Here is a 22,134-nt window from a genome sequence, read left to right as displayed (position 1 = left end):
GCCCCGTTACGGTCGATGGATGGACGACCTTCGCGACACCTCCTCCGCGCTCGCCTACGGTGCCGACCTGCTCCGTGGCGAATGCGTCCGCCTGCGGGCGACCACCGACGCCGATCTCGACGCCCTCGTGGACTGGTGGCGCCGCGACGACGCGGCGGTCCTGCAGCAGGGCGGCGTGCAGCATCGGCCCGTCGCATCCGTGCGGGAGATGTTCCAGGCGTGGAGCCGCAACGACTCCCCCGGCGGCGCGGGTTACAGCATCGACGACGAGGAGGGGCGCCTCATCGGCCACGCGACGCTGTGGGGAGGAAACCTGCCCGCGCGTGTCGCGACGTTCGCGATCATGATCGGCCCCGACGCGGTCGGCCGCGGCTACGGCACGGATGCCACCCGCACGATGCTCCGCTACGGCTTCGACGAGCTGGGCCTGCACAAGGTTGAACTGCGGGTCTGGGCCTTCAACACGCGAGCCCTTCGCGCCTACGAGAAGGCCGGATTCGTGCGTGAGGGCGTGCGCCGCGCCGTGGCGTTCCACGGAGGTCGCTTCCACGACGAGGTGCTCATGGGCGTGCTGGCCGAGGAGTTCGCCGCGAACCGGTGACGTCCACCCGGGCCGTCAGATCCAGGGCTGGAACGCGCTGTGACGGATGGCGATCTTCGCCGTCACTCGAGGGTGCCGCGGGCCGACGACGACGCGTCGACCGACGGACTCACCACTCCCGCCCGGTCGTCGACCAGGCGGCGGCGCCCGATCCACCCGGTGAGACCCCGCCCGTCACGCCAGACGACGAGGAGCGCCCCGGTCGCGAGCGCGAGCACGAAGGCCGTCAACGACCACGGCGCGGGCAGCCCCGCGAGCACGGCGTACGCTCCAGCCCCGGTGAGGAAGCGCAGCGGCCGCGCCACCCACGCCGGCAGCACACCGTTCGTGAACCGCACGCGCGTGGCGAGGTCGCCGATCGACCTCCCCGTCGTCAGGATCACGACCAGCCACAGGCCGGCCGAGGCCAGCGTCCCCGCGAGCGAGGCCACCTCGTCGGTCGAGAAGGTCGCGGCATCCCCCAGGGTGAGGGCGATCGCCGCCTGCACGCCCACCGAGACGGCGAAGCCCACGAGCCACACGCCCACCACGTCGCACACGATGCCGAGCAACCGACGGCGACGTGTGACCGGGCGGGGCTGCTCGGCATCCGGGCTCTTCTGCACTCCCCGGTGCTGCGCGGGCACCGCGAACGCGAGTACCGACCCGAGGAGCGCTCCCGAGGTGTTGGCGATCAGGTCGTCGACGTCGAAGACGCGATAGGCGCACGGGAAGATCCCCCAGACGCCGGTGAGCTGCGTGGTCTCGATGACCCCCGAGACGACCAGGCCCGCGACTCCGGCGATCAGGATGCCGCGTCCGCCGAGGACGCGGAGGAAGAACCCGAGCGGGAGGAAAAGCAGCACGTTCAACGCCACCTGCAGCACGACGGGGTCGGTGAGGTAGCGGCCCGAGACGGCGACCGCCGCGCGGATCTCGTCGACGAATTCGAAGGGGCGGAGGTTCACCCCCGCGCAGCGGTAGGCGTCGCCGTCGGGCAGGGGGATGAGCGTGTACGTCCAGATCGCCCAGAAGTACACGGCGGCGCCCGCCCACAGCAGGGTGCGCCACAGCGTCAATCCCCCGCGACGGCGATAGCTGACCGCGACGAACGGCACGAACGCCAGCACCGCGACCACCGCACCCGCGAAGACGGCGAGCAGCCCCGATCCGACGATGTTGTGCACCCCGCGAGCTTAGGGGGAGGTCGGTCGGGCCTCCGTAGCCTTGTGCACATGTGCCGCGCCACCCGCCTCCGCGACGAGCTCGTCGCCCGCATCGACGACACGGGCTTCCGCGCCCACGGACTGCACGTGCGGGTCGGCGACGCCGTCGCGGAACACCGCTGGGCGCCCGACGAGCGCGAGGAGATCCACTCGGTCGCCAAGGCCGTCGCGGTGCTCGCTGCGGGGATCGCGGCCGACGAGGGTCTCGCGGCGCTGGACGCCCCGGTGGGCGAGCTGCTGCCCGCCGCCACCGACGTGACCCTCCGCCACCTCCTGTCGATGTCGAGCGGCATCGACTTCCCCTACTCCGAGACGATGATGACCGACTGGCCCGACGTCGCCGCCGAGTTCCTCTCCCGCCCCACGCGGGGGCGCGTCTTCCAGTACTCCAACGCGAGCACGTACACCGCGATGCACGCGCTGTCGCAGCGCACGGGCGACGTCGAGGAGTTCCTGCGACCGCGGTTGTTCACCCCGCTGGGTCTCGACGACGTCGCATGGCGACGCTGCCCGCTCGGGCGGGTGCTCGGTGGCGAGGGACTCTCCCTCCGCACGGAGGAGATGGCCCGTCTCGGAAAGCTCATCCGTGACCGCGGCATGTGGGACGGGCGCCGCCTCGTCTCGGCGCAGACGGTGGATGCGCTGCACACGGCGTGGATCGGAACGGGGAGCGCGGGAGAGGGCTATCGCCGCTACGCGCTCGCGGGATGGGACGGCCCCGGTGCCGCGTGGCGGCTGCATGGCGCGCACGGCCAACTGCTCGTCTTCGTCGCCGACACCGTCGTCACGATCACCGCGCACGACCACGTCGGCGCCGACGCGATCGCCGCATACATCGCCGAGCGCTGCGCCGCCTGACCCCGTCGAGACCGCTCCCGCGTCGAGGCCCATCCTTCGACGGGGCCGCATCGTGCCCGGCGTCGTGGCGCCGCGACACCCGGCACAGCAGGCCGACCGCCGACGGTCAACCCTCCGGTGACGACCGAGGTGGCGGCATACCGTCGCTCGCGACCAGCACGGTCGATTCAGGCACCGGTGGCGTGCAGAAAAGGTGAGATCCCATGACTCGTGAGCAGAACATCGCATCCCAGCAGGCATTCGGCGAGGCGGTGAACGCGGGCGACTTCGCCGCGTTCGACGACCTCGTCGCTCCCGATTCGGTCGACCACGACCCGGCGCCCGGTCAGGAGCAAGGTCCGCGCGGGTACGCCGCGTTCTTCGGCGAGCTGCGGACGGCGTTCCCCGACATGGCACTCGCGGTGGAGAAGCTCGTCGCGGATGACGACAGCGTCGCGTTCGCGTACACGCTGACCGGGACGCAGACCGGCGAGTTCCGCGGCCACGCTCCGACAGGCCGGCCGGTGAAGATCCGCGGCGTACAGATCAGCACCTTCGTCGACGGCAAGCTCGCCGAGCGCTGGGGAAGCAGCGACGAGCTGGGCATCCTCACCCAGCTGGGCCTCGCGCCCGACGCGTGACGGACAGATCGCACCCGCGAGAACACCCTTCGGCACTCCCGGACGACGTCCTTCACCCGATGGAGGTCGTCCGGGAGGATCCGTGGAGGTCGACCATCCGGTGAACGCCGTGCGCGTCAGATTGCGCAGAGCCTGGAGTGCGCGTAATGTCGCGCGCCGTGACTGACGAAAGTCGCGTTGACGGCGAAGAGACGCCGATCGCGAAACGCATTCTGATCGGCGAGCCTCTCACGTCCGAGAAACTCGACGAGCAGCTCCTCCCTAAGAAGATGGCGCTGCCCATCTTCGCCTCCGACGCCCTCTCCTCCGTGGCCTATGCCCCGCAGGAGCTGCTGATGATCCTGCTCATCGGCGGAACGGCTCTGCTGACCCTCAGCCCGTGGGTCGCGGTGGCCGTCGTGGTGCTGCTGGTCGTGGTGGTGCTCAGCTACCGTCAGCTCATCAAGGCCTACCCCTCGGGCGGCGGCGACTACGAAGTCGCCAGCAAGAACCTGGGCGAAGTGCCGGGGGTCGTCGTCGCAGCGGCCCTGCTCGTGGACTACGTGCTCACGGTGGCCGTGTCGGTGGCATCCGGTGTCGACAACATCATCTCGGCGCTCCCGGAACTCAACCCGTTCCGCGTCGAGATCGCGGTCGGGTTCGTCATCCTCATCGTCATCGTCAACCTCCGCGGCGTGCGCGAGGCCTCGAGCGTCTTCGCGATCCCCACCTACCTGTTCATCGGGTCGGTCGGCGTGATGATCGTCGTCGGCCTGGGTCGCACCCTCTTCGGTTTCGCCCCCGTCGCCTCGAGCGCGCAGTACGCGGTGCAGGCGGAGTCGCTGACGCAGGCGGCGCTGATCCTGCTCGTCCTGCGCGCGTTCTCGAGCGGCTGTTCCGCTCTCACGGGCGTCGAGGCCGTGTCGAACGGCGTGCCCGCGTTCCGGATGCCGAAGATCCGCAACGCCCAGACGACGCTGACGATGATGGGCGGCATCGCGATCATCCTGTTCGTGGGCCTCACCGCGCTCGCGCTGATCTCGGGCGTGCACTACGCCGAGAACCCCTGCCACCTCATCGGGTTCGACTGCGCGAACAACCCGCAGCCGAGCCTCATGGCCCAGGTCGCCGCGGCGACCTTCGGCATGGGCAGCATCCCGTTCTTCATCATCCAGGCCGCGACCGCGTGCGTGCTGCTGCTCGCGGCCAACACCGCGTTCAACGGCTTCCCGCTGCTCGGGTCGGTGCTCGCGCGCGACGGCTACGCCCCGAAGGCGCTCAACACCCGCGGCGACCGGCTCGTGTACTCGAACGGCATGATCATCCTCGGCATCGTCGCCATCGGTGTGCTGATCGTCTACCAGGCCAACCTCACCACGCTGATCCAGCTCTACATCATCGGCGTCTTCGTGTCGTTCTCGCTCGGCCAGATCGGCATGGTCAAGCACTGGCGCCGCACGCTGCGCGGATTGAAGGACCTGCCCCCCGAGGCGGCGAAGCAGCAGTCGGCGGCGATCGAACGCCGCTCGGCCATCGCAGGCCTGTGGATCAACTCCGTCGGCGCGGCCATGACCGTGCTCGTGCTGCTCATCGTGACCATCACGAAGTTCACGCACGGCGCGTGGCTGGTGTTCATCGCCATCCCGATCCTGGCGGTGCTCATGATCGGCGTGAACCGGTACTACCGCGACGTCGAGCATGAGATCCGCATGGACGACGACGTGCACTTCGGCTCGTCGGGCGACGTCGCCATCGTCCTCGTCAACCGCCTGCAGAAGCCCGTGATGAAGGCGATCGACTACGCCCTCGCCGCTAACCACGACAAGACCCTCGCCGTGCACGTCGCCATCACCGACGAAGACGCGGCGAAGCTGCAGAGGGAGTGGGCGGAGCACAACATGCCCCTGCCCCTCGTCATCATCGACTCGCCGTACCGCACCTACAGCTCGCCCGTGTCGACGTTCATCAAGAAGTACCGCGCGAACAACGGCTCCGCCGTCGTCACCGTGTACCTGCCGCAGTTCATCGTGGGGCACTGGTGGGAGTCGATCCTCCACAACCGCCGCTCGCGCCGCCTGGCCCAGCAGCTCATGCTCGTGCACGGCGTCTCGATCACGCTCGTGCCGTGGCTGCTCGACTCGTCGGAGCTCATCTACGGACGCCGGTCGCGCCCCCTGCCCGGCCAATCGCGCAGCGGCCGCCCGATCGCCGAGGTCCCGGCGCAGCGCGTGAAGAAGACGCCGTCGGATCCGGCATCCTGATCCGATCCGGACGCCCTCGCCACGCGGCGGGGGCGTTCGGCGTTTCGCAACGCGGCCAGAAGGTGGACGCCGCGCGGAGTGCTCCGCCAGGGTGGGGGCCATGCCGATCCTCGCCCTGCTGACCCTCGTCGTGATGGTGATCGCGCTGATCGATGCCATCACGCGCCGCGACGACCAGGTCAAGCACATGCCGAAGTTCGTGTGGGTGTTCTTCATCGTGCTGCTGCCGCTGATCGGGTCGATCCTGTGGTTCACGATCGGGCGCGAGTACGAGCAGCGCACGGCTCCCCTGACTTTCGGTGACCCGCGGCGGTGGCAGAGGCAGCCCGACCCGTCGCCCGCCCCGGCCCCGCGCGACGCACGCACGACGGAGCAGCAGATCGCCGACCTCGAGCGCGAGATGCACCTCGCCGACCTCGAGGAGCAGGTGCGTCGCCGCCGCGCCGAGGGCGGCGCCTGACGCGCCCGACCAGGGTCGAGTGTCCACAACACCCGGGCGGATCTCCGGAGCGTCCGGGTGTCCTGGACACTCGGCGGGGATGGCTGGGCCGACGCGGGCGCGCGCCCGTCAGTCCGTCGGGCGCTGCCGCATCCGCTTGACGTCGGTGCGACGCTGCTTGGCCTGCAGGCGGCGCTCCTTCGACCCGCGGGTCGGCTTCGTCGCCCGGCGCGGCGGAGCCGGGGGCCGCACCGCCTCGGCCACGAGGGCGGCGAGCCGGGCGCGGGCCGCGTCGCGGTTGCGCAGCTGCGCCCGATGCTCGGAAGCCGCGATCGTCAGCACCCCGTCGACCAGCCGGTCGCCGAGCCGCTCGAGCACGCGCTCGCGCTGCACGGTCGAGAGAACGGCGGATGCCGTGGCATCCCACATCAGCTCCGCGCGCGAATCGGCGGTGTTCACCCCCTGACCGCCCGGGCCCGACGAGCGCGAGAACCGCCACGACAGCTCGGACGCGGGGATCACCAGCCCCGCGCTCACGCGCACGTCGTTCTCGGCCATGTCTCCATCATGCGCGGTCGGCGCACATCTCCTGCAGGATCCGCGGCTGCGGTGGTCTCGATGCCCCCGGCGGGACACGGCGCAGGAGTCGTGCACTGCCGGCCGCGGAACCCGGGGGCTCGCCGGCGGTGCGCTCCGCGGAGGCGGCTCGACCGGCCCGCTGCACAGCTCCTGCGCATCCGACCTCATCAAGCGGTTCAGAGTCGGGCGGCCCCCTTTCCGCAGGAGCTGTGCGCACAGCCGCCCCGTAAGCACTCCGTATGGGTCCGTGAGCGACCCGTAGGGAAAGCGTTAGGGCCCGAGGATGCCGCGGCCCGGCGGAGTTGTATCGACAGACGTGCCGCCCCGCGGCGCCCGCGGCTCGCCCGCGGTTCCGTCCCGAACCTGGAGTCGTCGTGCTCGATGTCGTCTTCCTCGCCGTGACCGCCGCGCTGTTCGCGCTGGTCGCGCTCGTCGCCAAGGGGGTCGAGAAGTTGGGCCCCGAGGCTCGTTCCTCGTCCGCCCGCCCCGTAGGACGCGGAGGCGACCGGTCATGACCTTCTTCTCGATCCTCGCCGCGGTGCTCGCGGTCGCCGCCGTCGTCTACCTCGTGGTCGCCCTCGTCCGACCGGAGAAGTTCTGACCATGGACGGTGGAAGCATCTGGTCGATCGTCCTGACCGGCCTCACCCTCGTCGTCGCGCTGGGCTTGGCCTACCGCCCGCTCGGCGACCACATCGCCCGCATCTACACCGGCGAGCGCGACCTCGCCGTCGAGCGCGGCACCTACCGTCTGATCGGCGTCGACGCCCGCAGCGCACAGACGTGGCAGGCCTACCTGCGGTCGGTGCTGCTGTTCTCGTTCGTGAGCGTCGTCTTCGTCTACGCCCTCATGCGCCTGCAGCCGCTGCTGCCGTTCGCCCTGGGTCTCGAGGCGCCGAGCGAGGCCCTCTCGTTCAACACCGCGGTCTCGTTCGTGACCAACACGAACTGGCAGTCGTACTCCGGCGAGACCACGCTCGGGTACACCGTGCAGTTCGCCGCCCTCACCGTGCAGAACTTCGTCTCGGCCGCCGTGGGCATCGCGATCGCGATGGCCCTGGTGCGCGGCTTCGCGTACCGCCGCAGCGGCGTGATCGGAAACTTCTGGGTCGACCTCGTGCGCGGCACCTACCGGCTGCTGCTGCCCTTCTCGATCGTGGCCGCGCTCGTGCTGCTCGCCGGCGGTGTCATCCAGAACCTCAACGGCTTCACGGATGCCACGACCCTGGCCGGGGCGGCGCAGGCGATCCCGGGTGGGCCGGTGGCATCCCAGGAGGCCATCAAGCTGCTCGGGACCAACGGCGGCGGCTTCTTCAACGTCAACTCCGCCCATCCGTTCGAGAACCCGACGCCGTGGACCAACCTCTTCGAGATCTTCCTGATGCTGGTCATCCCGTTCTCGCTGCCCCGCGCCTTCGGCCGCATCGTGGGCGATGACCGCCAGGGCTACACGATCCTCGGGGTGATGGCCGCGATCTTCGTGGCATCCACGGCTCTGCTCACGTGGGCCGAGACGGTGGGGGCGGGTACCGCCCCGGGCCTCGCCGGCGGCGCGATGGAGGGCAAGGAGGTGCGGTTCGGCATCTTCGGCTCGACGCTGTTCGGCTCGACGAGCACCCTCACCTCGACCGGTGCGGTGAACTCGATGCACGACAGCTATACGGCGCTGGGCGGCATGATGCCGATGATCAACATGATGCTCGGTGAGGTCGCCCCCGGCGGTGTCGGCTCGGGCCTGTACGGCATGCTGATCCTCGCCGTGATCGCGGTGTTCGTCGGCGGCCTGCTGATCGGCCGCACGCCCGAGTACCTCGGGAAGAAGATCGGGCCGCGCGAGATCAAGCTCGCGAGCCTCTACATCCTCGTCACCCCCACCCTCGTGCTCGCCGGGACCGCCCTGAGCTTCGGGGTTCCGGCCATCCGCTCCGACGTCGAGACCACGTCGATCTGGAACCCGGGCGTGCACGGCCTCAGCGAGGTGCTCTACGCGTTCACGTCGGCGGCGAACAACAACGGCTCGGCTTTCGCGGGCCTCACCGCCAACACCCCGTGGTTCAACACCGCGCTCGGTGTGGCGATGCTGCTCGGCCGGTTCCTGCCGATCGTGTTCGTGCTGGCCTTCGCCGGCGCCCTCGCGGCCCAGGATGCCGTGCCGGCGACGGTCGGAACCCTGCCCACGCACCGCCCGCAGTTCGCGGGCCTGCTGGCCGGTGTCGCCGTGATCGTCACCGCCCTCACCTATTTCCCCGTCCTCACCCTCGGACCCCTCGCTGAAGGACTGACCCGCTGATGTCCACCCTCACCCACGCCCCGGCGCCCGAAGCGTCGGCCCCCACCTCCGATGCCCCGCGCCGAGCCTTCAGCACCGCGCAGATCGTCGCCGCCCTCCCCGGCGCGGCGAAGAAACTGAACCCGGCCGCGCAGTGGCGCAACCCGGTGATGTTCCTCGTCTGGGTCGGCGCCGCGCTGACCACCCTCATCGCGGTCGCCGAGCCGTTCCTCGGGGGTGCCGACGGCTCCCTGCCCTTCGGCTTCACCTGGGGCATCGCGATCTGGCTGTGGCTCACGGTGTTCTTCGCGAACATCGCCGAGTCGGTCGCCGAGGGCCGCGGCAAGGCGCAGGCGGCGACTCTGCGCAAGACGCGCACGACGACCTCGGCGCGGCGGGTCGTCGCGTACTCCCCCACGGACCCCGGGGCGGTGAACGCGGCCACCGAAGACGTCCCCTCGGGCGACCTGCGCGTCGGCGACATCGTGCTGGTGGAGACCGGGGAGCTGATCCCCGGCGACGGCGACATCGTGCACGGCATCGCGACCGTCGACGAATCGGCCATCACGGGCGAATCGGCACCGGTGGTGCGCGAGTCGGGCGGCGACCGCAGCGCCGTCACCGGCGGTACGCGCGTGCTCAGCGACCGCATCGTCGTGACGATCACGTCGAAGCCCGGTGAGACGTTCGTCGACCGCATGATCGCGCTCGTCGAGGGCGCGTCGCGCCAGCGCACGCCCAACGAGATCGCGCTCAACATCCTGCTGGCGAGCCTGTCGATCGTGTTCGTCGTCGTCGTGCTCGTGCTGAACCCGATCGCCTCGTACGCGGCATCCCCCGTGTCGATCCCCGTGCTCGTGGCCCTGCTCGTCTGCCTGATCCCGACGACCATCGGGGCGCTGCTCAGCGCCATCGGCATCGCGGGCATGGACCGCCTGGTGCAGCGAAACGTCCTGGCCATGTCGGGACGCGCGGTCGAGGCCGCGGGCGACGTCACCACCCTGCTGCTCGATAAGACCGGCACGATCACCTACGGGAACCGTCGCGCGTCGGCCTTCGTGCCTCTCGACGGCGTCGGCGGGCCGATGCTCGCCGAGTTCGCCTCGCTGTCGTCGCAGGCCGACCCCACGCCCGAGGGCGTCTCGGTGGTGGAGCTCGCAGCGGCCCAGGGGATCGTCGCCGAGATGCCCCGCGGCGCGGAGCCCGTTCCCTTCACGGCCCAGACCCGCATGAGCGGCCTCGACCTCGTCGACGGCACGCAGGTGCGCAAGGGCGCCGCCTCGGCCGTGGTGGCCTGGCTGGCGGCATCCGGCTCCCCCGTTCCCGAGGCGCTGCGCGCGCAGCTGCAGAACGCGACGGATGCCATTTCGCAGTCGGGCGGCACGCCGCTGGTCGTCGCGACGTGGACGCCGGCGCGGGGCCCGGTGGCTTCGACGGGCTCAGCCACCTCTGAAACCGAGGTCGCGGAGCACGCGACCGAGGTCCCTGAGCCTGTTGAAGGGACCGGAACCGGCGTCGGCCGCGTGCTCGGCGTCATCCACCTCAAGGACGTCGTCAAGGACGGCCTGCGCGAGCGCTTCGGCGAGCTGCGCGCGATGGGCATCCGCACCGTGATGATCACGGGCGACAACCCCCTCACGGCCAAGGCGATCGCCGCCGAGGCGGGCGTCGACGACTTCCTCGCCGAGGCCACCCCCGAAGACAAGCTCGCCCTCATCCAGCGCGAGCAGGAGGGCGGCAACCTCGTCGCGATGACCGGCGACGGCACGAACGACGCCCCCGCGCTCGCTCAGGCCGACGTGGGTGTCGCGATGAACACGGGCACCTCGGCCGCGAAAGAGGCCGGCAACATGGTCGACCTCGACTCCGACCCGACCAAGCTCATCGACATCGTCCGGATCGGCAAGCAGCTGCTCATCACGCGCGGTGCGCTCACCACGTTCTCGCTCGCCAACGACATCGCGAAGTACTTCGCGATCATCCCGGCGATGTTCATGGGGGTGTTCCCCGGGCTCGCGGTGCTCAACATCATGCAGCTGTCGTCGCCGGCATCCGCGGTGCTCAGCGCCATCATCTTCAACGCGATCGTCATCATCGTGCTCATCCCGCTGGCCCTGCGCGGTGTGAAGTACCGCGCGGCGAGCGCCTCGAGCATCCTCAGCCGCAACCTGCTCGTGTACGGGCTCGGCGGCGTCCTCGTCCCCTTCATCGGTATCAAGCTCATCGACCTCGTCGTGAGCCTGCTCCCCGGCTTCTGAAAGGCCCCCCTGATGCGCACCACCCTGCGTACCGCCGGCGTCGCCGTCCGCGCGATGCTCGTCTTCACCCTGCTCCTCGGCGTCGGCTACATGCTGCTGATCACCGCCGTCGGCCAGATCGCCCTGCCGTTCACGGCGAACGGTTCGCTCATCAGAACGGCCGACGGGCAGGTCGCGGGTTCGCAGCTGATCGGGCAGTCCTTCACGGATGCCGACGGCAACGCCCTCCCGCAGTACTTCCAGTCCCGTCCCTCGGCCGCGGGCGACGGCTACGACTCCGCGGCATCGAGCGGGTCGAACCTCGGCCCCGAGAATGACGACCTGATCTCCTCGATCGAGGAGCGCACGGCCGCCGCGGTCGAGCTCGACGGATCGGGTCGGATCCCCGCCGATGCCCTGACCGCCTCGGCATCCGGGCTCGACCCCGACATCTCGGTCGCCAACGCCGAACGACAGGTCGCCCGCGTCGCCGAGGCCCGTGGCCTCTCGGCATCCGAGGTCGAATCCCTCGTCGACGCGCACACGATCCCGCGCGACCTGGGGTACCTCGGCGATCCCCGCGTGAACGTCGTCGCGCTCAATCGCGCGCTCGACGCGCTCTGAGAGACGAGAATCAGGGACATGCGTCTGTCGCCCGCCGCCGTCGCGCCTCCCGCGCGGCGGCGGCGCCGTGCGCTCGGAGCACCCCTGCCGAGTGTCCAGGACACGCCGCGCGCCCGCCGCGGAACCGGCGTGTCCTGGACACTCGACGGGCTTCCGGCGCGGCCGAAACCGGGGAGCCTCGCGTGAAGCGCGGGCGGCTGCGCGTGCTGCTCGGTATGGCGCCGGGCGTCGGCAAGACGTACGAAATGCTCGAAGAGGGGCGCCGCCTGCGCGACGAGGGGCGCGACGTCATCATCGCGATCGTCGAGACCCACGGTCGTCTCGCGACGGCCGCCCAGGCCGAGGGCCTCGAGGTCGTTCCGCGCCGCAGCGTCGCGCATCGCGGCGTCGCGCTCGACGAGATGGACCTGGATGCCGTGCTCGAGCGGCACCCGCACATCGCGCTGGTCGACGAGCTCGCGCACACCAACGCGCCCGGCTCGCGTCACGATAAACGCTGGAACGACGTCGAGAAGCTGCTCGACGCGGGCATCGACGTCATCACGACCGTGAACGTGCAGCACATCGACTCCCTCAACGCCGTCGTCGAGAAGATCACCGGCGTGACCCAGCGCGAGACGGTCCCGGATGCCGTGGTGCGCGCCGCCGACCAGATCGAGGTCGTCGACCTCGCGCCGCAGTCCTTGCGCGACCGCCTCGCGGCCGGCTCGGTGTATCCGGCCGAGCGCATCGACGCGGCGCTGTCGAACTACTTCCGCCTCGGCAACCTGACGGCGCTGCGGGAGCTCGCGCTGCTGTGGCTCGCCGACGAGGTCGACTCGGCGCTCCAGCGCTACCGCTCCGAGCACGGCATCGAGGGGTCGTGGCAGGCGCGCGAGCGCGTGGTCGTGGCCCTCACCGGCGGCCCCGAGGGCGAGACCCTGCTGCGCCGCGGCGCGCGCATCGCCGCCCGATCGGCGGGCGGCGAGCTTCTCGCCGTGCACGTGTCGACGCAGGACGGCCTGCGCGCCAGCGCCCCCGGTGCCCTCGCCGAGCAGCGCGCGCTCGTCGAGACCCTCGGCGGCAGCTACCACCAGGTGGTGGGCGACGACCCCGCCACCGCGCTCGTCGACTTCGCGCGATCGGTGAACGCCTCGCAGCTCGTCATCGGCGTGAGCCGCCGCGGACGCCTGGCCACCGCCCTCACCGGTCCCGGCATCGGCGCGACCGTCATCCGCCTCTCGGGCGACATCGACGTGCACATCGTCAACCACGCGCGCGCGGGCGGGCGCTTCGCCCTCCCCCGCCTGACCGGCCCCGCGCTCAGCGCGAAGCGTCGCATCCTGGGCTTCGTGGCCGCCCTCGCGGGCGGACCGCTCATCTCGCTGCTGCTGCTGTCGACGGGGTCCGACGACTCCATCACGACCGACGTGCTGGCCTACCAGCTGCTCGTGGTGATCGTCGCGCTCATCGGCGGCATCTGGCCGGCGGTCTTCGCGGCGGTGCTGTCGGGGGTGACGCTGGACTTCCTCTTCATCCAGCCGCTGTACACGGTCACGATCTCCGACCCCGTGCACGCGATCGCGCTGGGGCTGTACGTGATCATCGCGATGCTCGTGAGCATCGTCGTCGACCAGGCCGCCCGACGCGCCCGCGCGGCCCGCCGCGCCGCGGCGGAGGCCGAGCTGCTGGCGACCGTCGCCGGCAGCGTGCTGCGCGGCGAGAGCGCCGTTCCCGCGCTGGTCAGCCGTGCCCGCGAGGCGTTCGGACTCGCCGGCGTGCGACTCGTGGCATCCGACGGATCGACCCTGGCCACCGACGGCGAGCCCGTTCGCGACGGACGCTCGACCACCGTGCCCGTGGGCGACGACCGCGCGCGCCTCGAGCTGCACGGGCGCGACCTGGATGCCGGAGAGCGGCGCCTGCTCGACGTCGTCGTCGCGCAGCTCGCCGCCGCCCTCGAACGCACCGACCTGGCCGAGACCGCGGCCGAGGCGGGGGCGCTGGCCGAGACCGACCAGGTGCGCAGCGCCCTGCTGTCGGCCGTGAGCCACGATCTGCGTCGCCCGCTCGCCGCCGCCGTCGCCTCCCTCGGGGGCCTGCGGGCGGCCGGCGACAACCTCTCCGACGACGATCGCCGCGAACTGCTCGAGACCGCCGACGAGAGCCTCGCGACGCTGTCGGTGCTGGTCACCGACCTGCTCGACGTCAGTCGCGTGCAGGCCGGGGTGCTCGCCGTGTCGCTCACCGAGGTGGATGCCGCCGGCGTCGTGCTCGCGGCCCTCGACGAGCTCGATCTGGGCCCGGATGCCGTCGAGCTGGCCCTCGACGCCGACCTGCCGCCGCTGCGGGCCGACCCCGTGCTGCTGCAGCGCGTGCTCGTGAACGTGCTCGCCAACGCCGACCGCTACACGCCCGCGGGCCGGCGCGTGCGTATCGCGACGAGCCGCTTGGGCGGCACGGCCGAGATCCGCGTGATCGACCACGGTCCCGGCATCGCCGCCGACCGCCGCGAAGACATGTTCTCGCCGTTCCAGCGCCTCGGCGACACCGACAACACCGCGGGCCTCGGCCTCGGACTCGCGCTCTCGCGCGGCTTCGCCGAGGGCATGGGCGGAACCTTGACCCCCGAGGACACCCCCGGCGGGGGCCTGACGATGGTCGTGGCGCTGCCGGTGGCCCCGGACCGGCCGGTCGACGACCCGTACACGAGCCGTGCCGCAGCGGGTCTCGGCGCCCAGGCCGCGGCATCCGGATCCCGAGAGGACGCAGCGTGAAGGTACTGATCGCCGACGACGATCCCCAGCTCGTCCGCGCCCTGCGCATCACCCTCGCCGCGCACGGCTACGACGTCGTCGCCGCGGCCGACGGCGCCGCGGCCATCACGCTCGCCGCGCAGGCGCATCCCGACATCGTGCTGCTCGACCTCGGGATGCCGCACCTCGACGGCGTGCAGGTCATCCAGGCGCTGCGCGGGTGGACGACGGCCCCGATCATCGTCGTGTCGGGCCGCACGGGCTCGGCCGACAAGGTCGAGGCGCTCGACGCCGGCGCCGACGACTACGTGACCAAGCCGTTCCAGATCGACGAGCTCCTCGCACGACTGCGCGTGCACGCGCGGCGCACGGCGCCCTCGACCGGGGAGTCGATCGTGCGCTTCGGCGACGTCGAGGTCGACCTCGCGGCGAAGGCGGTGCTGCGGGCGCAAACCCGCGTGCACCTCACCCCGACGGAGTGGCGGATGCTGGAGTTCCTGGCCCGCAACCCCGGCTCCCTCGTCACGCGACAGACCCTGCTGAAGGAGATCTGGGCCAGCGAGCAGGTCGCCGACAGCGGCTATCTGCGGCTGTACATGTCGCAGCTGCGCAAGAAGCTCGAAGCCGACCCCTCGAACCCGGTTCACCTGCTGACGGAGCAGGGGATGGGGTACCGGCTGGTGGTGTGACACCGGCGGAAGCCGTCCCGTCCCCACCGCCGGTGTCGCGTCCGCACCGCGAGGCCGGTCCTCAGGAGCGCGGCTCGACCTCGACCGCATCCGGGGCCTGCGCAGCGTCGAACTCCGCCTGCACGCGTGCGCAGCGGCAGGCGAAGACGATCGAGTGCAGCAGCATCAGCGCACCTCGCCGACCGTGTGGCATCCGGGGCAGGGGAAGGCGATACGGTCGCCCACGCGCACGTCGCCGGGCAGGACGACGGTGCCGCACGAGTCCTCCCCGTGCGCATCGAGCACGGTGAAGGGCTCGTCGTACGCGTACGACACCCGCCCGAGCAGCCGGGCCTCGCGCCAGACCGCCTCGAGGCCCGCGACGCATGCGTCCAGGCGCAGCGTCGCGGGCGTGGCATCCACTACCGTCGCGACCACGACGGTCGTCGACAGCACGGCGGATGCCACCCCGCCCGACGCCGGGATCACCGCGGGGCCCGTGCACACGCACGGCGTGCCGCAGATCTCGGCGTACCGGGCGACCGACATCGCCCGCACGGTCACGTCGTCGAGCGTGGGGGCGGAGCCGGCGGGCCAGGCCGCCGCGTCGAAGGGCGCCGGGATGCTGGCGCGGAGGGTGGGGAGCAGGGCCGTGAGGGTCATGGCATCCGGTCTACGCCGCGAACGGGCGCCGATCCGCCGCCCTCATGGTTTCCGAACGACCGCCGCGGCGGTTCTCACTGTTCGCCTACGGCAGGCTCAGTTCAAGACGGACGGTACCTCGGCCCAGACCGCGCGATCCGCGACCGAGGGAGCCGCCGGGATGCGCCCCTCACCGTCCGGCTCGGGGATCGCCGACAGCAGGGCGCGCGTGTAGGGATGCCGCGGCTGCGCCCACAGGTCGGAGGTCGGCCCCGATTCCAGGACGCGCCCGCCGAACATGACGTGCGTGCGATCGGCGATGCGCCGGACGACCGCGAGGTCGTGCGAGATGAACAGCATCCCGGCGCCCGCCTCGGCGACCAGGTCGCGCATGAGCGCGGCCACGCTCGTCTGCGTCGACGCGTCGAGGGCCGAGATCGGCTCGTCGGCGACGAGCAGCGACGGACGCGCGGCGAGGGCGCGTGCGATCGCGAGGCGCTGCTTCTGACCGCCCGAGAACTGATGCGGAAAACGAGTGGCGACGGCGGCCGGCAGCCCCACGCGCTCGAGCCATTCCTCGACGCTCGATCCGGCCGCCCCGCGCGCGCGAGCGGTCGCGATGCCGTCGGCGATCTGATCGCCGACCCGTCGGCGCGGGTTCAGCGAGGTCGACGGGTCTTGGAACACCATCTGGATGCGGGTGAGCGCCCTCGCGCGTCGGCGCAGCCCGAGCGGGGCGACGGGCTCACCCTGGAACAGCACGGTGCCACCGGCGGTCTTCTCGATGCCGACCACGGCACGCGCGAAGCTCGACTTGCCGCTGCCCGACTCCCCCACCAGCGCCACGGTCTCGCCCGGGGCGACCCGCAGCGACACCTGGTCGACGGCGACCACGGGAGGAGTCCCCGGGTAGCGCACCGTGACGCTCTGCGCGTCGAGGACGGCGGTGTCAGTCATCGATCTCGCCCTTCGTCGCGGCATCCGGAATCTCGATCTTCGACCCCGGCAGCGCCGCCAGCAGTGCACGCGTGTAGGCATGCCGGGGGTCGCGGAAGAGGGTCTCACGGTCGGCGCGCTCGACGATGAGCCCGTCCTTCATCACGGCCACCTCGTCGGCGATCGCGCTCATCACGCCGAGGTCGTGCGTGACGAGCAGGACCGCGAGGCGGCGCTCGGTCGCCAGATCGCGCAGCAGCTGCAGGATGCCGGCCTGCACGGTCACATCGAGGGCGGTGGTCGGCTCGTCGGCCAGCAGCACCTCCGGGTCGCACGCGAGGGCGCACGCGATCGCGATGCGCTGGCGCTGACCGCCGGAGAACTGGTGCGGGTAGCGTCCGAGGGCTTCCGCGGGGCGGGGCACCTGCACGGTCTGCAGCAGCTCCTCGGCCCGCGCGCGAGCGGCCTTGCCCTTCAGCCCGAGGTGCACGCGCAGGTGGTCGGTGAGCTGGCGACCGACCGTCAGCTGCGGGTGCAGCGACGACGACGGGTCCTGGAAGACCATCGCGATGCGTTTCCCGCGGATGCGGTTGAGCGCGCGCCGACCGAGCCCGAGGATCTCGTCGCCGGCGAGCAGGATCGAGCCCCCGGTACGCGCCTGCCGCGGCAGCAGCCCGAGCACGGCGAGGGAGGTGAGCGTCTTGCCCGACCCCGACTCTCCGGCGAGGCCGTGGATGCGACCCGCCTCGAGCTCGAGGGAGACGCCGCGCACCAGCGGGCGGCCGATGTCGATCGTCAGGTCGCGGATGGAGAGGGCGCTCACGCGGCCACCCCCGTCGCCGAGGCCTGGTGGTCGGCCTGGCGCTCGTGCGTGATCTCCGCCGTCGGGTCGAGCACGTCGCGCATCGCATCGCCGAGGAAGTTGAAGGCCAGCACGACCGTGAGGATGGCCAGGCCCGGGAACACTCCCAGCCACCAGGCGTCGAAGTTCTGCATCGCACCCGAGATCATCGACCCCCATTCGGCCGTCGGCGGCTGCGCGCCCAGGCCCAGGAACGACAGGCCCGACAGCAGGAGGATCGCCGCGCCGATGTCGAGGGTCGCGAGCACGAGCACGGGGCCGGCGATGTTCGGGAGGATGTCGACGAAGAGCGTCCGCAGCGGCGAGTGGCCGAGCAGGCGCCCCGCGATGACGTAGTTCTGTCCGCGGAGTCCGAGCACGATGCTGCGGGTCACGCGCGAGTACTGCGGCCACGACACCACGATCGCCGCGATCACGGCGTTGAAGAGCGAAGGCCCCAGCGAGGCGGTGACGACCATGGCCAGGATGACGGTGGGGAAGGCCATGAAGAGGTCGGTGATGCGCATGAGGGTCTCATCGACCCACCCGCCGAAGTAGCCGGCGACCGAGCCGACGACCGTGCCGATGATCATCGCCGCGATCACGAGCATGAGAGCCAGCGGGAGGCTGACGGTGGCGCCGGTCATCAGTCGCGAGAAGATGTCGCGTCCGTTGCCGTCGGTGCCCAGCAGCGTGTCGACGCCGGGCTCCTGCAGGCGCGGCAGCACCTGCGCGTTCGGACCGAACGGCACCCACCACTGCGCGGTGAAGGCCACCACGATCCAGGCGCCGGCGATGATCGAGCCGATGATCCCGAGAGGCGTGCGCCAGGCGCGGGGCCAGCGGAAGCGGAGTCGTCCGCGCCTCGACGCGGCGGCGAGGTGGCTCATGCGATCCTCACTCTCGGGTCGAGCACGCCGTAGAGCAGGTCGACCACGAAGTTGATGAGCAGGTAGATCAGGCCCACGACGAGACCGACGCCCATGATCCCGGGCAGATCGAGATTGGCGGCGGAGTTGTAGGCGTAGGTGCCTAGCCCCGGCCAGGCGAAGACCGATTCGACCAGGACGGTGCCCGACAGCAGCGCGCCGAACGCGACGCCGACGACGGTGAGGATGGGCAGCGACGCCCCGCGCAGCACGTAGTCGAGGATGATCCGCATCGCGGGGAGCCCCTTCGCGCGGGCGGCGCGGACGTAGTCGCTGCCGAGCACCTCCAGCACCGAGGTGCGGATGAAGCGGGTGAGCAGACCGATCGTCACGAGGGAGAGCACCATGACCGGCAGGGCGAGGTGCGCGAGGGCATCGAAGAAGCCGACACCGTCGCCGTTGAGGAGGTAGTCGACCGTGTACAGCCCGGTGACCCGCGGGGGCGGGGTGATGGCGGGCGAGATGCGGCCCGAGCCGGGCGCGATGCGCAGCTCGAGGAAGAACACGTAAAAGCTGACCAGTGCCAGCCAGAACGTGGGCACGCTGAGGCCGATGAGAGTGACGACGCGGATCACCTGATCGGACACGAGACCGCGGCGGTAGGCCGCGAGGGTGCCGAGCACGATGCTGACGACGAGGCTCAGGACGATCGCGCCGATGGCGATCTCGATCGTGGCGGGGACCGCCGTGGCGAGATCGCTGGTGACCGGGCGACCGGTCACCAGCGAGGTGCCGAGATCTCCGCGCAGCAGGTTCCCCACGTAGATGACGTACTGCACGACCGCGGGCTGATCGAGCCCCTGCGCGCGGATGAAGGCCTCGCGGGTCGCCGGGTTCTGCGAGGCGCCCTCGCCGAGGGCGGCCGAGACCGGGTCGCCGGGGACCAGGTTGGTGAGCGCGAACGTCACCACGGTCACGCCCACCAGCAGGATGAGGGAGGTCCCCGCGCGGCGCAGCAGGTAGCCGATCAGGGGCGATCGGCGACGCGCCCGCCGCTGCGCCGGCTGTGTCGTCATGAGGGTCCCGCTCAGCCGGCCGGCGTGATCTCGGCGATGTCCATCTCCCAGACCGAGTTGTACACGGCACCCGTGACGGTGTTCGCGGTCGCGATGTTGCGGCCGGGGATGATGAGCGGCACGAACGGCCCCTCGGCCTGCATGGCCTCGGCGAAGTCGGTGAAGGCCGCGGTGCGCGCGGACGCATCGGTGGCCGAGGCGGCGTCTGCGGCGATCTTCGCGATGGTCGGGTTCGCCTCCGCGGTCCAGCCGGAGCGCAGGCCCACCTTCAGGCCGGGGCCGAAGGGGAGGAAGTTCGCGGAGTCGGCGTAGTCCGGACCCCAGAACCACAGGCCGAAGCCCTCGGTGCCGCCGACGTAGGCGTCGAGCTCGGTCGCGAAGGGAGCGGGAGCGAGCTCCACCGCGATGCCGGCATCCTTCAGCTGCGACTGCACCCGCTCGGCGAGAGGGGTGAACTCGACGCCGCCGACCGGGTAGTCGTTCGGGAACTGCAGGCGCAGCGTCTGTCCCGCGTAGCCTGCCTCGGCCAGCGCCGCCTTGCTCTTGGCGAGGTCCTGGGTGACGCCGGAGTCCAGCGCCCCCTCGAAGCCCAGCGGAATCACTCCGGTGGCCTGCGCGGCGCCCGCGCCGGCCAGCTCCAGCAGTGCGTCGTAGTCGAGGGCGTAGCGGATGGCCTCGGCCATCTTGACGTTCGCGAGGTCGCCGGCGACCGCGGGCGACTGGTTGAGCAGCAGGAAGATCGTCTGACCCGAGGGCACCGAGTCGACCGTCAGCGAGTCGCCGAGGCCCGAGACCTGGTCGCCGTTGAGGTCCATGGCGACCATGGAGTCGCCGCCCTTGAGGTTCGCCAGCTGCGTGGCGCTCTCGGTCACGTTGCGCACGACGACACGGGAGAAGTCCGACTTCTCGTCACCGTTGTAGGCGTCGTTGCGCGTCAGCACGACCTGCGACGAGAGGTCGAGGGTGTCGAGCACGAACGGGCCCGAGCCTGCCGAGGCACCGTCGAGGTACTTCTGCGCCGAGTCGGAGCCGTCGGTGCTGCCGCCGTTCTCCTTCACGACGTCGGAATTGACGATGCCGAGCGCGGGGTTGGCGAGGATCGCGGGGAGCTGCAGCAGCGGCGTCTGCGACGTGAACGTGATCGTCTTGTCGTCGACCTCGGCGATGGTGATGCCGCCGAGCAGGAAGTTCGGCTTGGCGTCGGCCATGCCCTGGATGCGCTGCAGGCTGAACACGACGTCCTTCGCCTCGATCGGCGAGCCGTCGGAGAAGACGCGGTCGCCCTCGAGCGTGAAGGTGAACTCCGTCGCGGCATCGTTCTGCGTCCAGGAGGCGAGTCCCGGGACGGGCGTGGAGACATCGGACCCGTCGAAGTCGACGAGGGTCTCGTAGATCGCCTTGGCGATCATGTTGCCGGTCGGGTCGTACGTGTGGCCCGGGTCGGCGGTCTCGATCGAGAATGCGGTGTCGATGACGAGCGACTGGTTGCCTTGGCCGCCGCCGCCGTTGGTGTTCGCCGAGTTGCCCCCGGTGCACCCGGCGAGCGCGAACAGCGCGACCGCTCCGATCGCGAGAACCGACGTGGTGCGACGTGACGACATGGGGGCCTCCGGAGCCGAGGAGTACATTCGGGAAAGTCGTCGGACAAGTGGACGACCGGGTTTAGATTCGCACCTTATGCGACGATGTGTCCAGCGATGTTACACAGAGGCGTCGGTCCGTCCAGATAATGACCATCTTGGAGCAGAATGTCCAGCAATGATGCGGAACCCTCGAGGGATTCTGGACGAAGTGGCACGCCATTGGACGATACGGCGTACAAAATCCTCGCCGTCCTCCGAGATAACGGTCGCATTTCGATAGCCGCTCTCGCCGAGAAGGTCGGGATCTCGCGCGCCAACGCCTACACGAGGGTCGAGGCGCTGGTTCAGGACGGGGTCATCACGGGCTTCAGCGCCCAGGTCGACCACGCCCGGGCGGGACTGTCGATCGGCGCCCTGGTGTTCGTCACGGTCATGCCGCAGGCCTGGGCCTCGTTCCGCGACCGGGTCGTGGAGATGCCCGACGTCGAATGGTGCGCGATCACGACGGGAGAGCACGACGCGATGCTGTTGATCCGCGCCGTCGACGTCAGCGGCGTGCACGAGTTCTCGACCGGCGTCATCGCCCAACTGCCCGAGGTGCGCACCGTCGTGAGCGTCGTGGTGCTGGACGAGGTCATCCGCCGCCCGTACCTTCTGCCTGGCGATCTGCCCGACCGCACGGCGACCAACACCCTGCTCGGGATGACGCGCTGGACCCCCGCGACCCCGGGCCGAGACACCCTGCCGCCGCGCTAGGTCAGGCCGGGATCTCCTCGCAGACGCTCAGCTGCGGGGCGCCGTGCATCTCGTAGTGCTCGACGAGCCGGATGCCGCCGCCTTCGGTGAGCTCGAGGTCGCTCTCGCCGTCTCCGGTGACCACGGTGCCGTCGGCCACGAGCACGTGCACGAACGAGACCCAGATCTTGTCAGCCGTGCGGGTTCCGACGAACTTGCCGAAGGTCACGGTGTCGCCCTCGTAGCCGCCCCAGATCGCTCCGTCCCGTTCGAAGTACTCGAAGACGCTGGGGGCATCGGGGTCGACGACCGAAGTAGTGGAGGACACCATGCGGAATCGGCGGCCGTCGAGAGAGGGGAGCGTCGCAGTCATCTGTC

General features: G+C 70.8%; 22 protein-coding genes. 13 read left to right on the top strand and 9 right to left on the bottom strand.

Annotated features, from left to right (window positions below; translation table 11 throughout):
* The first annotated feature begins 19 nt into the window (after window positions 1-19).
* Window positions 20-601, top strand: coding sequence for a GNAT family protein (locus AB0230_RS16485; protein WP_315993957.1), 582 nt, complete (start codon window positions 20-22; stop codon window positions 599-601).
* Between the two features lie 62 nt (window positions 602-663).
* On the opposite strand, the gene AB0230_RS16480 is transcribed toward AB0230_RS16485, so the two are convergent.
* Window positions 664-1,767 (bottom strand): VanZ family protein, encoded by a 1,104-nt coding sequence (locus AB0230_RS16480; protein ID WP_366376903.1) that lies wholly within the window; start codon window positions 1,765-1,767, stop codon window positions 664-666.
* Between the two features lie 48 nt (window positions 1,768-1,815).
* On the opposite strand from AB0230_RS16480, the gene AB0230_RS16475 reads away from it, so the two are divergent.
* The 4 genes from AB0230_RS16475 to AB0230_RS16460 all read left to right on the top strand — a co-directional run bounded on the left by AB0230_RS16475 (window position 1,816) and on the right by AB0230_RS16460 (window position 5,984).
* On the top strand, window positions 1,816-2,664 hold the full coding sequence (locus AB0230_RS16475; protein ID WP_315993959.1) for a serine hydrolase: 849 nt from the start codon (window positions 1,816-1,818) through the stop codon (window positions 2,662-2,664).
* 203 nt (window positions 2,665-2,867) lie between these two features.
* Window positions 2,868-3,284 carry an ester cyclase gene (locus AB0230_RS16470; protein ID WP_315993960.1) on the top strand — a complete coding sequence of 139 codons (417 nt, stop codon included), beginning with the start codon at window positions 2,868-2,870 and terminating at the stop codon, window positions 3,282-3,284.
* A gap of 146 nt (window positions 3,285-3,430) precedes the next feature.
* The gene (locus AB0230_RS16465) at window positions 3,431-5,524 is read left to right on the top strand and encodes an APC family permease (protein ID WP_315993961.1); all 2,094 of its coding nucleotides are present in this window, start codon (window positions 3,431-3,433) and stop codon (window positions 5,522-5,524) included.
* 100 nt (window positions 5,525-5,624) lie between these two features.
* Complete coding sequence (locus tag AB0230_RS16460) at window positions 5,625-5,984, top strand: PLD nuclease N-terminal domain-containing protein (RefSeq protein WP_315993962.1); 360 nt, start codon at window positions 5,625-5,627, stop codon at window positions 5,982-5,984.
* 108 nt (window positions 5,985-6,092) lie between these two features.
* Here the strand turns inward: AB0230_RS16460 and arfB are convergent, their stop codons facing one another.
* Window positions 6,093-6,521, bottom strand: a complete 429-nt coding sequence (arfB, locus tag AB0230_RS16455) for an alternative ribosome rescue aminoacyl-tRNA hydrolase ArfB (protein WP_315993963.1) — start codon at window positions 6,519-6,521, stop codon at window positions 6,093-6,095.
* A gap of 395 nt (window positions 6,522-6,916) precedes the next feature.
* Here arfB and AB0230_RS16450 point away from each other — a divergent pair, with 395 nt between their 5' ends.
* The 7 genes from AB0230_RS16450 to AB0230_RS16420 all read left to right on the top strand — a co-directional run bounded on the left by AB0230_RS16450 (window position 6,917) and on the right by AB0230_RS16420 (window position 15,095).
* A complete protein-coding gene (locus AB0230_RS16450) occupies window positions 6,917-7,057 on the top strand; it encodes a hypothetical protein (RefSeq protein WP_363387956.1) in 141 nt (46 codons plus the stop codon).
* Entirely contained in the window at window positions 7,054-7,143 is a 90-nt protein-coding gene (gene kdpF, locus AB0230_RS16445) for a K(+)-transporting ATPase subunit F (protein WP_363387959.1), read from the top strand. Before AB0230_RS16450 ends, kdpF begins: the two co-directional genes overlap by 4 nt.
* A 2-nt stretch (window positions 7,144-7,145) precedes the next feature.
* On the top strand, window positions 7,146-8,831 hold the full coding sequence (kdpA, locus tag AB0230_RS16440; protein WP_366376899.1) for a potassium-transporting ATPase subunit KdpA: 1,686 nt from the start codon (window positions 7,146-7,148) through the stop codon (window positions 8,829-8,831).
* On the top strand, window positions 8,831-11,068 hold the full coding sequence (gene kdpB / locus AB0230_RS16435) for a potassium-transporting ATPase subunit KdpB (protein WP_366376897.1): 2,238 nt from the start codon (window positions 8,831-8,833) through the stop codon (window positions 11,066-11,068). The genes kdpA and kdpB overlap by 1 nt, the downstream gene beginning before the upstream one ends.
* A 12-nt stretch (window positions 11,069-11,080) precedes the next feature.
* Complete coding sequence (kdpC, locus tag AB0230_RS16430; protein WP_366376895.1) at window positions 11,081-11,671, top strand: K(+)-transporting ATPase subunit C; 591 nt, start codon at window positions 11,081-11,083, stop codon at window positions 11,669-11,671.
* 182 nt (window positions 11,672-11,853) lie between these two features.
* Window positions 11,854-14,427 carry a DUF4118 domain-containing protein gene (locus AB0230_RS16425; protein ID WP_366376893.1) on the top strand — a complete coding sequence of 858 codons (2,574 nt, stop codon included), beginning with the start codon at window positions 11,854-11,856 and terminating at the stop codon, window positions 14,425-14,427.
* Entirely contained in the window at window positions 14,424-15,095 is a 672-nt protein-coding gene (locus AB0230_RS16420; RefSeq protein WP_363387974.1) for a response regulator, read from the top strand. The genes AB0230_RS16425 and AB0230_RS16420 overlap by 4 nt, the downstream gene beginning before the upstream one ends.
* A gap of 165 nt (window positions 15,096-15,260) precedes the next feature.
* On the opposite strand, the gene AB0230_RS16415 is transcribed toward AB0230_RS16420, so the two are convergent.
* From AB0230_RS16415 to AB0230_RS16390, 6 genes are all read right to left on the bottom strand, one after another.
* Window positions 15,261-15,737 (bottom strand): hypothetical protein, encoded by a 477-nt coding sequence (locus AB0230_RS16415; protein WP_363387977.1) that lies wholly within the window; start codon window positions 15,735-15,737, stop codon window positions 15,261-15,263.
* A 96-nt stretch (window positions 15,738-15,833) separates the two neighbouring features.
* Window positions 15,834-16,673, bottom strand: coding sequence for an ATP-binding cassette domain-containing protein (locus tag AB0230_RS16410; protein ID WP_363387980.1), 840 nt, complete (start codon window positions 16,671-16,673; stop codon window positions 15,834-15,836).
* Window positions 16,666-17,475 carry an ABC transporter ATP-binding protein gene (locus AB0230_RS16405; protein ID WP_315993973.1) on the bottom strand — a complete coding sequence of 270 codons (810 nt, stop codon included), beginning with the start codon at window positions 17,473-17,475 and terminating at the stop codon, window positions 16,666-16,668. Before AB0230_RS16405 ends, AB0230_RS16410 begins: the two co-directional genes overlap by 8 nt.
* A complete protein-coding gene (locus AB0230_RS16400; protein WP_315993974.1) occupies window positions 17,472-18,383 on the bottom strand; it encodes an ABC transporter permease in 912 nt (303 codons plus the stop codon). Before AB0230_RS16400 ends, AB0230_RS16405 begins: the two co-directional genes overlap by 4 nt.
* Window positions 18,380-19,438, bottom strand: coding sequence for an ABC transporter permease (locus AB0230_RS16395; RefSeq protein ID WP_366376890.1), 1,059 nt, complete (start codon window positions 19,436-19,438; stop codon window positions 18,380-18,382). Before AB0230_RS16395 ends, AB0230_RS16400 begins: the two co-directional genes overlap by 4 nt.
* 11 nt (window positions 19,439-19,449) lie before the next feature.
* Window positions 19,450-21,039 (bottom strand): ABC transporter substrate-binding protein, encoded by a 1,590-nt coding sequence (locus AB0230_RS16390; protein WP_315993976.1) that lies wholly within the window; start codon window positions 21,037-21,039, stop codon window positions 19,450-19,452.
* A gap of 201 nt (window positions 21,040-21,240) precedes the next feature.
* Here AB0230_RS16390 and AB0230_RS16385 point away from each other — a divergent pair, with 201 nt between their 5' ends.
* Entirely contained in the window at window positions 21,241-21,777 is a 537-nt protein-coding gene (locus tag AB0230_RS16385; protein WP_315993977.1) for an Lrp/AsnC family transcriptional regulator, read from the top strand.
* Window position 21,778: 1 nt separating this feature from the next.
* Here the strand turns inward: AB0230_RS16385 and AB0230_RS16380 are convergent, their stop codons facing one another.
* Window positions 21,779-22,129, bottom strand: coding sequence for a hypothetical protein (locus tag AB0230_RS16380; RefSeq protein ID WP_315993978.1), 351 nt, complete (start codon window positions 22,127-22,129; stop codon window positions 21,779-21,781).
* Between the last annotated feature and the right edge of the window lie 5 nt (window positions 22,130-22,134).

The sequence above is a fragment of the Microbacterium sp. NPDC089190 genome (assembly GCF_040701795.1).
GTDB lineage: Bacteria > Actinomycetota > Actinomycetes > Actinomycetales > Microbacteriaceae > Microbacterium > Microbacterium galbum.
This window is presented reverse-complemented; position numbering and strand designations above follow the sequence as displayed.

Excerpts from the sequence above, each read along its gene's own strand:
- AB0230_RS16475 (WP_315993959.1), top strand. The coding sequence starts at position 1,816 with ATGTGCCGCGCCACCCGCCTCCGCGACGAGCTCGTCGCCCGCATCGAC.
- kdpA (WP_366376899.1), top strand. The coding sequence starts at position 7,146 with ATGGACGGTGGAAGCATCTGGTCGATCGTCCTGACCGGCCTCACCCTC.
- arfB (WP_315993963.1), bottom strand. The coding sequence starts at position 6,521 with ATGGCCGAGAACGACGTGCGCGTGAGCGCGGGGCTGGTGATCCCCGCG.
- kdpF (WP_363387959.1), top strand. The coding sequence starts at position 7,054 with ATGACCTTCTTCTCGATCCTCGCCGCGGTGCTCGCGGTCGCCGCCGTC.
- AB0230_RS16380 (WP_315993978.1), bottom strand. The coding sequence starts at position 22,129 with ATGACTGCGACGCTCCCCTCTCTCGACGGCCGCCGATTCCGCATGGTG.
- AB0230_RS16395 (WP_366376890.1), bottom strand. The coding sequence starts at position 19,438 with ATGACGACACAGCCGGCGCAGCGGCGGGCGCGTCGCCGATCGCCCCTG.
- AB0230_RS16400 (WP_315993974.1), bottom strand. The coding sequence starts at position 18,383 with ATGAGCCACCTCGCCGCCGCGTCGAGGCGCGGACGACTCCGCTTCCGC.
- AB0230_RS16460 (WP_315993962.1), top strand. The coding sequence starts at position 5,625 with ATGCCGATCCTCGCCCTGCTGACCCTCGTCGTGATGGTGATCGCGCTG.
- AB0230_RS16390 (WP_315993976.1), bottom strand. The coding sequence starts at position 21,039 with ATGTCGTCACGTCGCACCACGTCGGTTCTCGCGATCGGAGCGGTCGCG.
- AB0230_RS16470 (WP_315993960.1), top strand. The coding sequence starts at position 2,868 with ATGACTCGTGAGCAGAACATCGCATCCCAGCAGGCATTCGGCGAGGCG.
- kdpB (WP_366376897.1), top strand. The coding sequence starts at position 8,831 with ATGTCCACCCTCACCCACGCCCCGGCGCCCGAAGCGTCGGCCCCCACC.
- kdpC (WP_366376895.1), top strand. The coding sequence starts at position 11,081 with ATGCGCACCACCCTGCGTACCGCCGGCGTCGCCGTCCGCGCGATGCTC.
- AB0230_RS16415 (WP_363387977.1), bottom strand. The coding sequence starts at position 15,737 with ATGACCCTCACGGCCCTGCTCCCCACCCTCCGCGCCAGCATCCCGGCG.
- AB0230_RS16465 (WP_315993961.1), top strand. The coding sequence starts at position 3,431 with ATGTCGCGCGCCGTGACTGACGAAAGTCGCGTTGACGGCGAAGAGACG.
- AB0230_RS16410 (WP_363387980.1), bottom strand. The coding sequence starts at position 16,673 with ATGACTGACACCGCCGTCCTCGACGCGCAGAGCGTCACGGTGCGCTAC.
- AB0230_RS16485 (WP_315993957.1), top strand. The coding sequence starts at position 20 with ATGGACGACCTTCGCGACACCTCCTCCGCGCTCGCCTACGGTGCCGAC.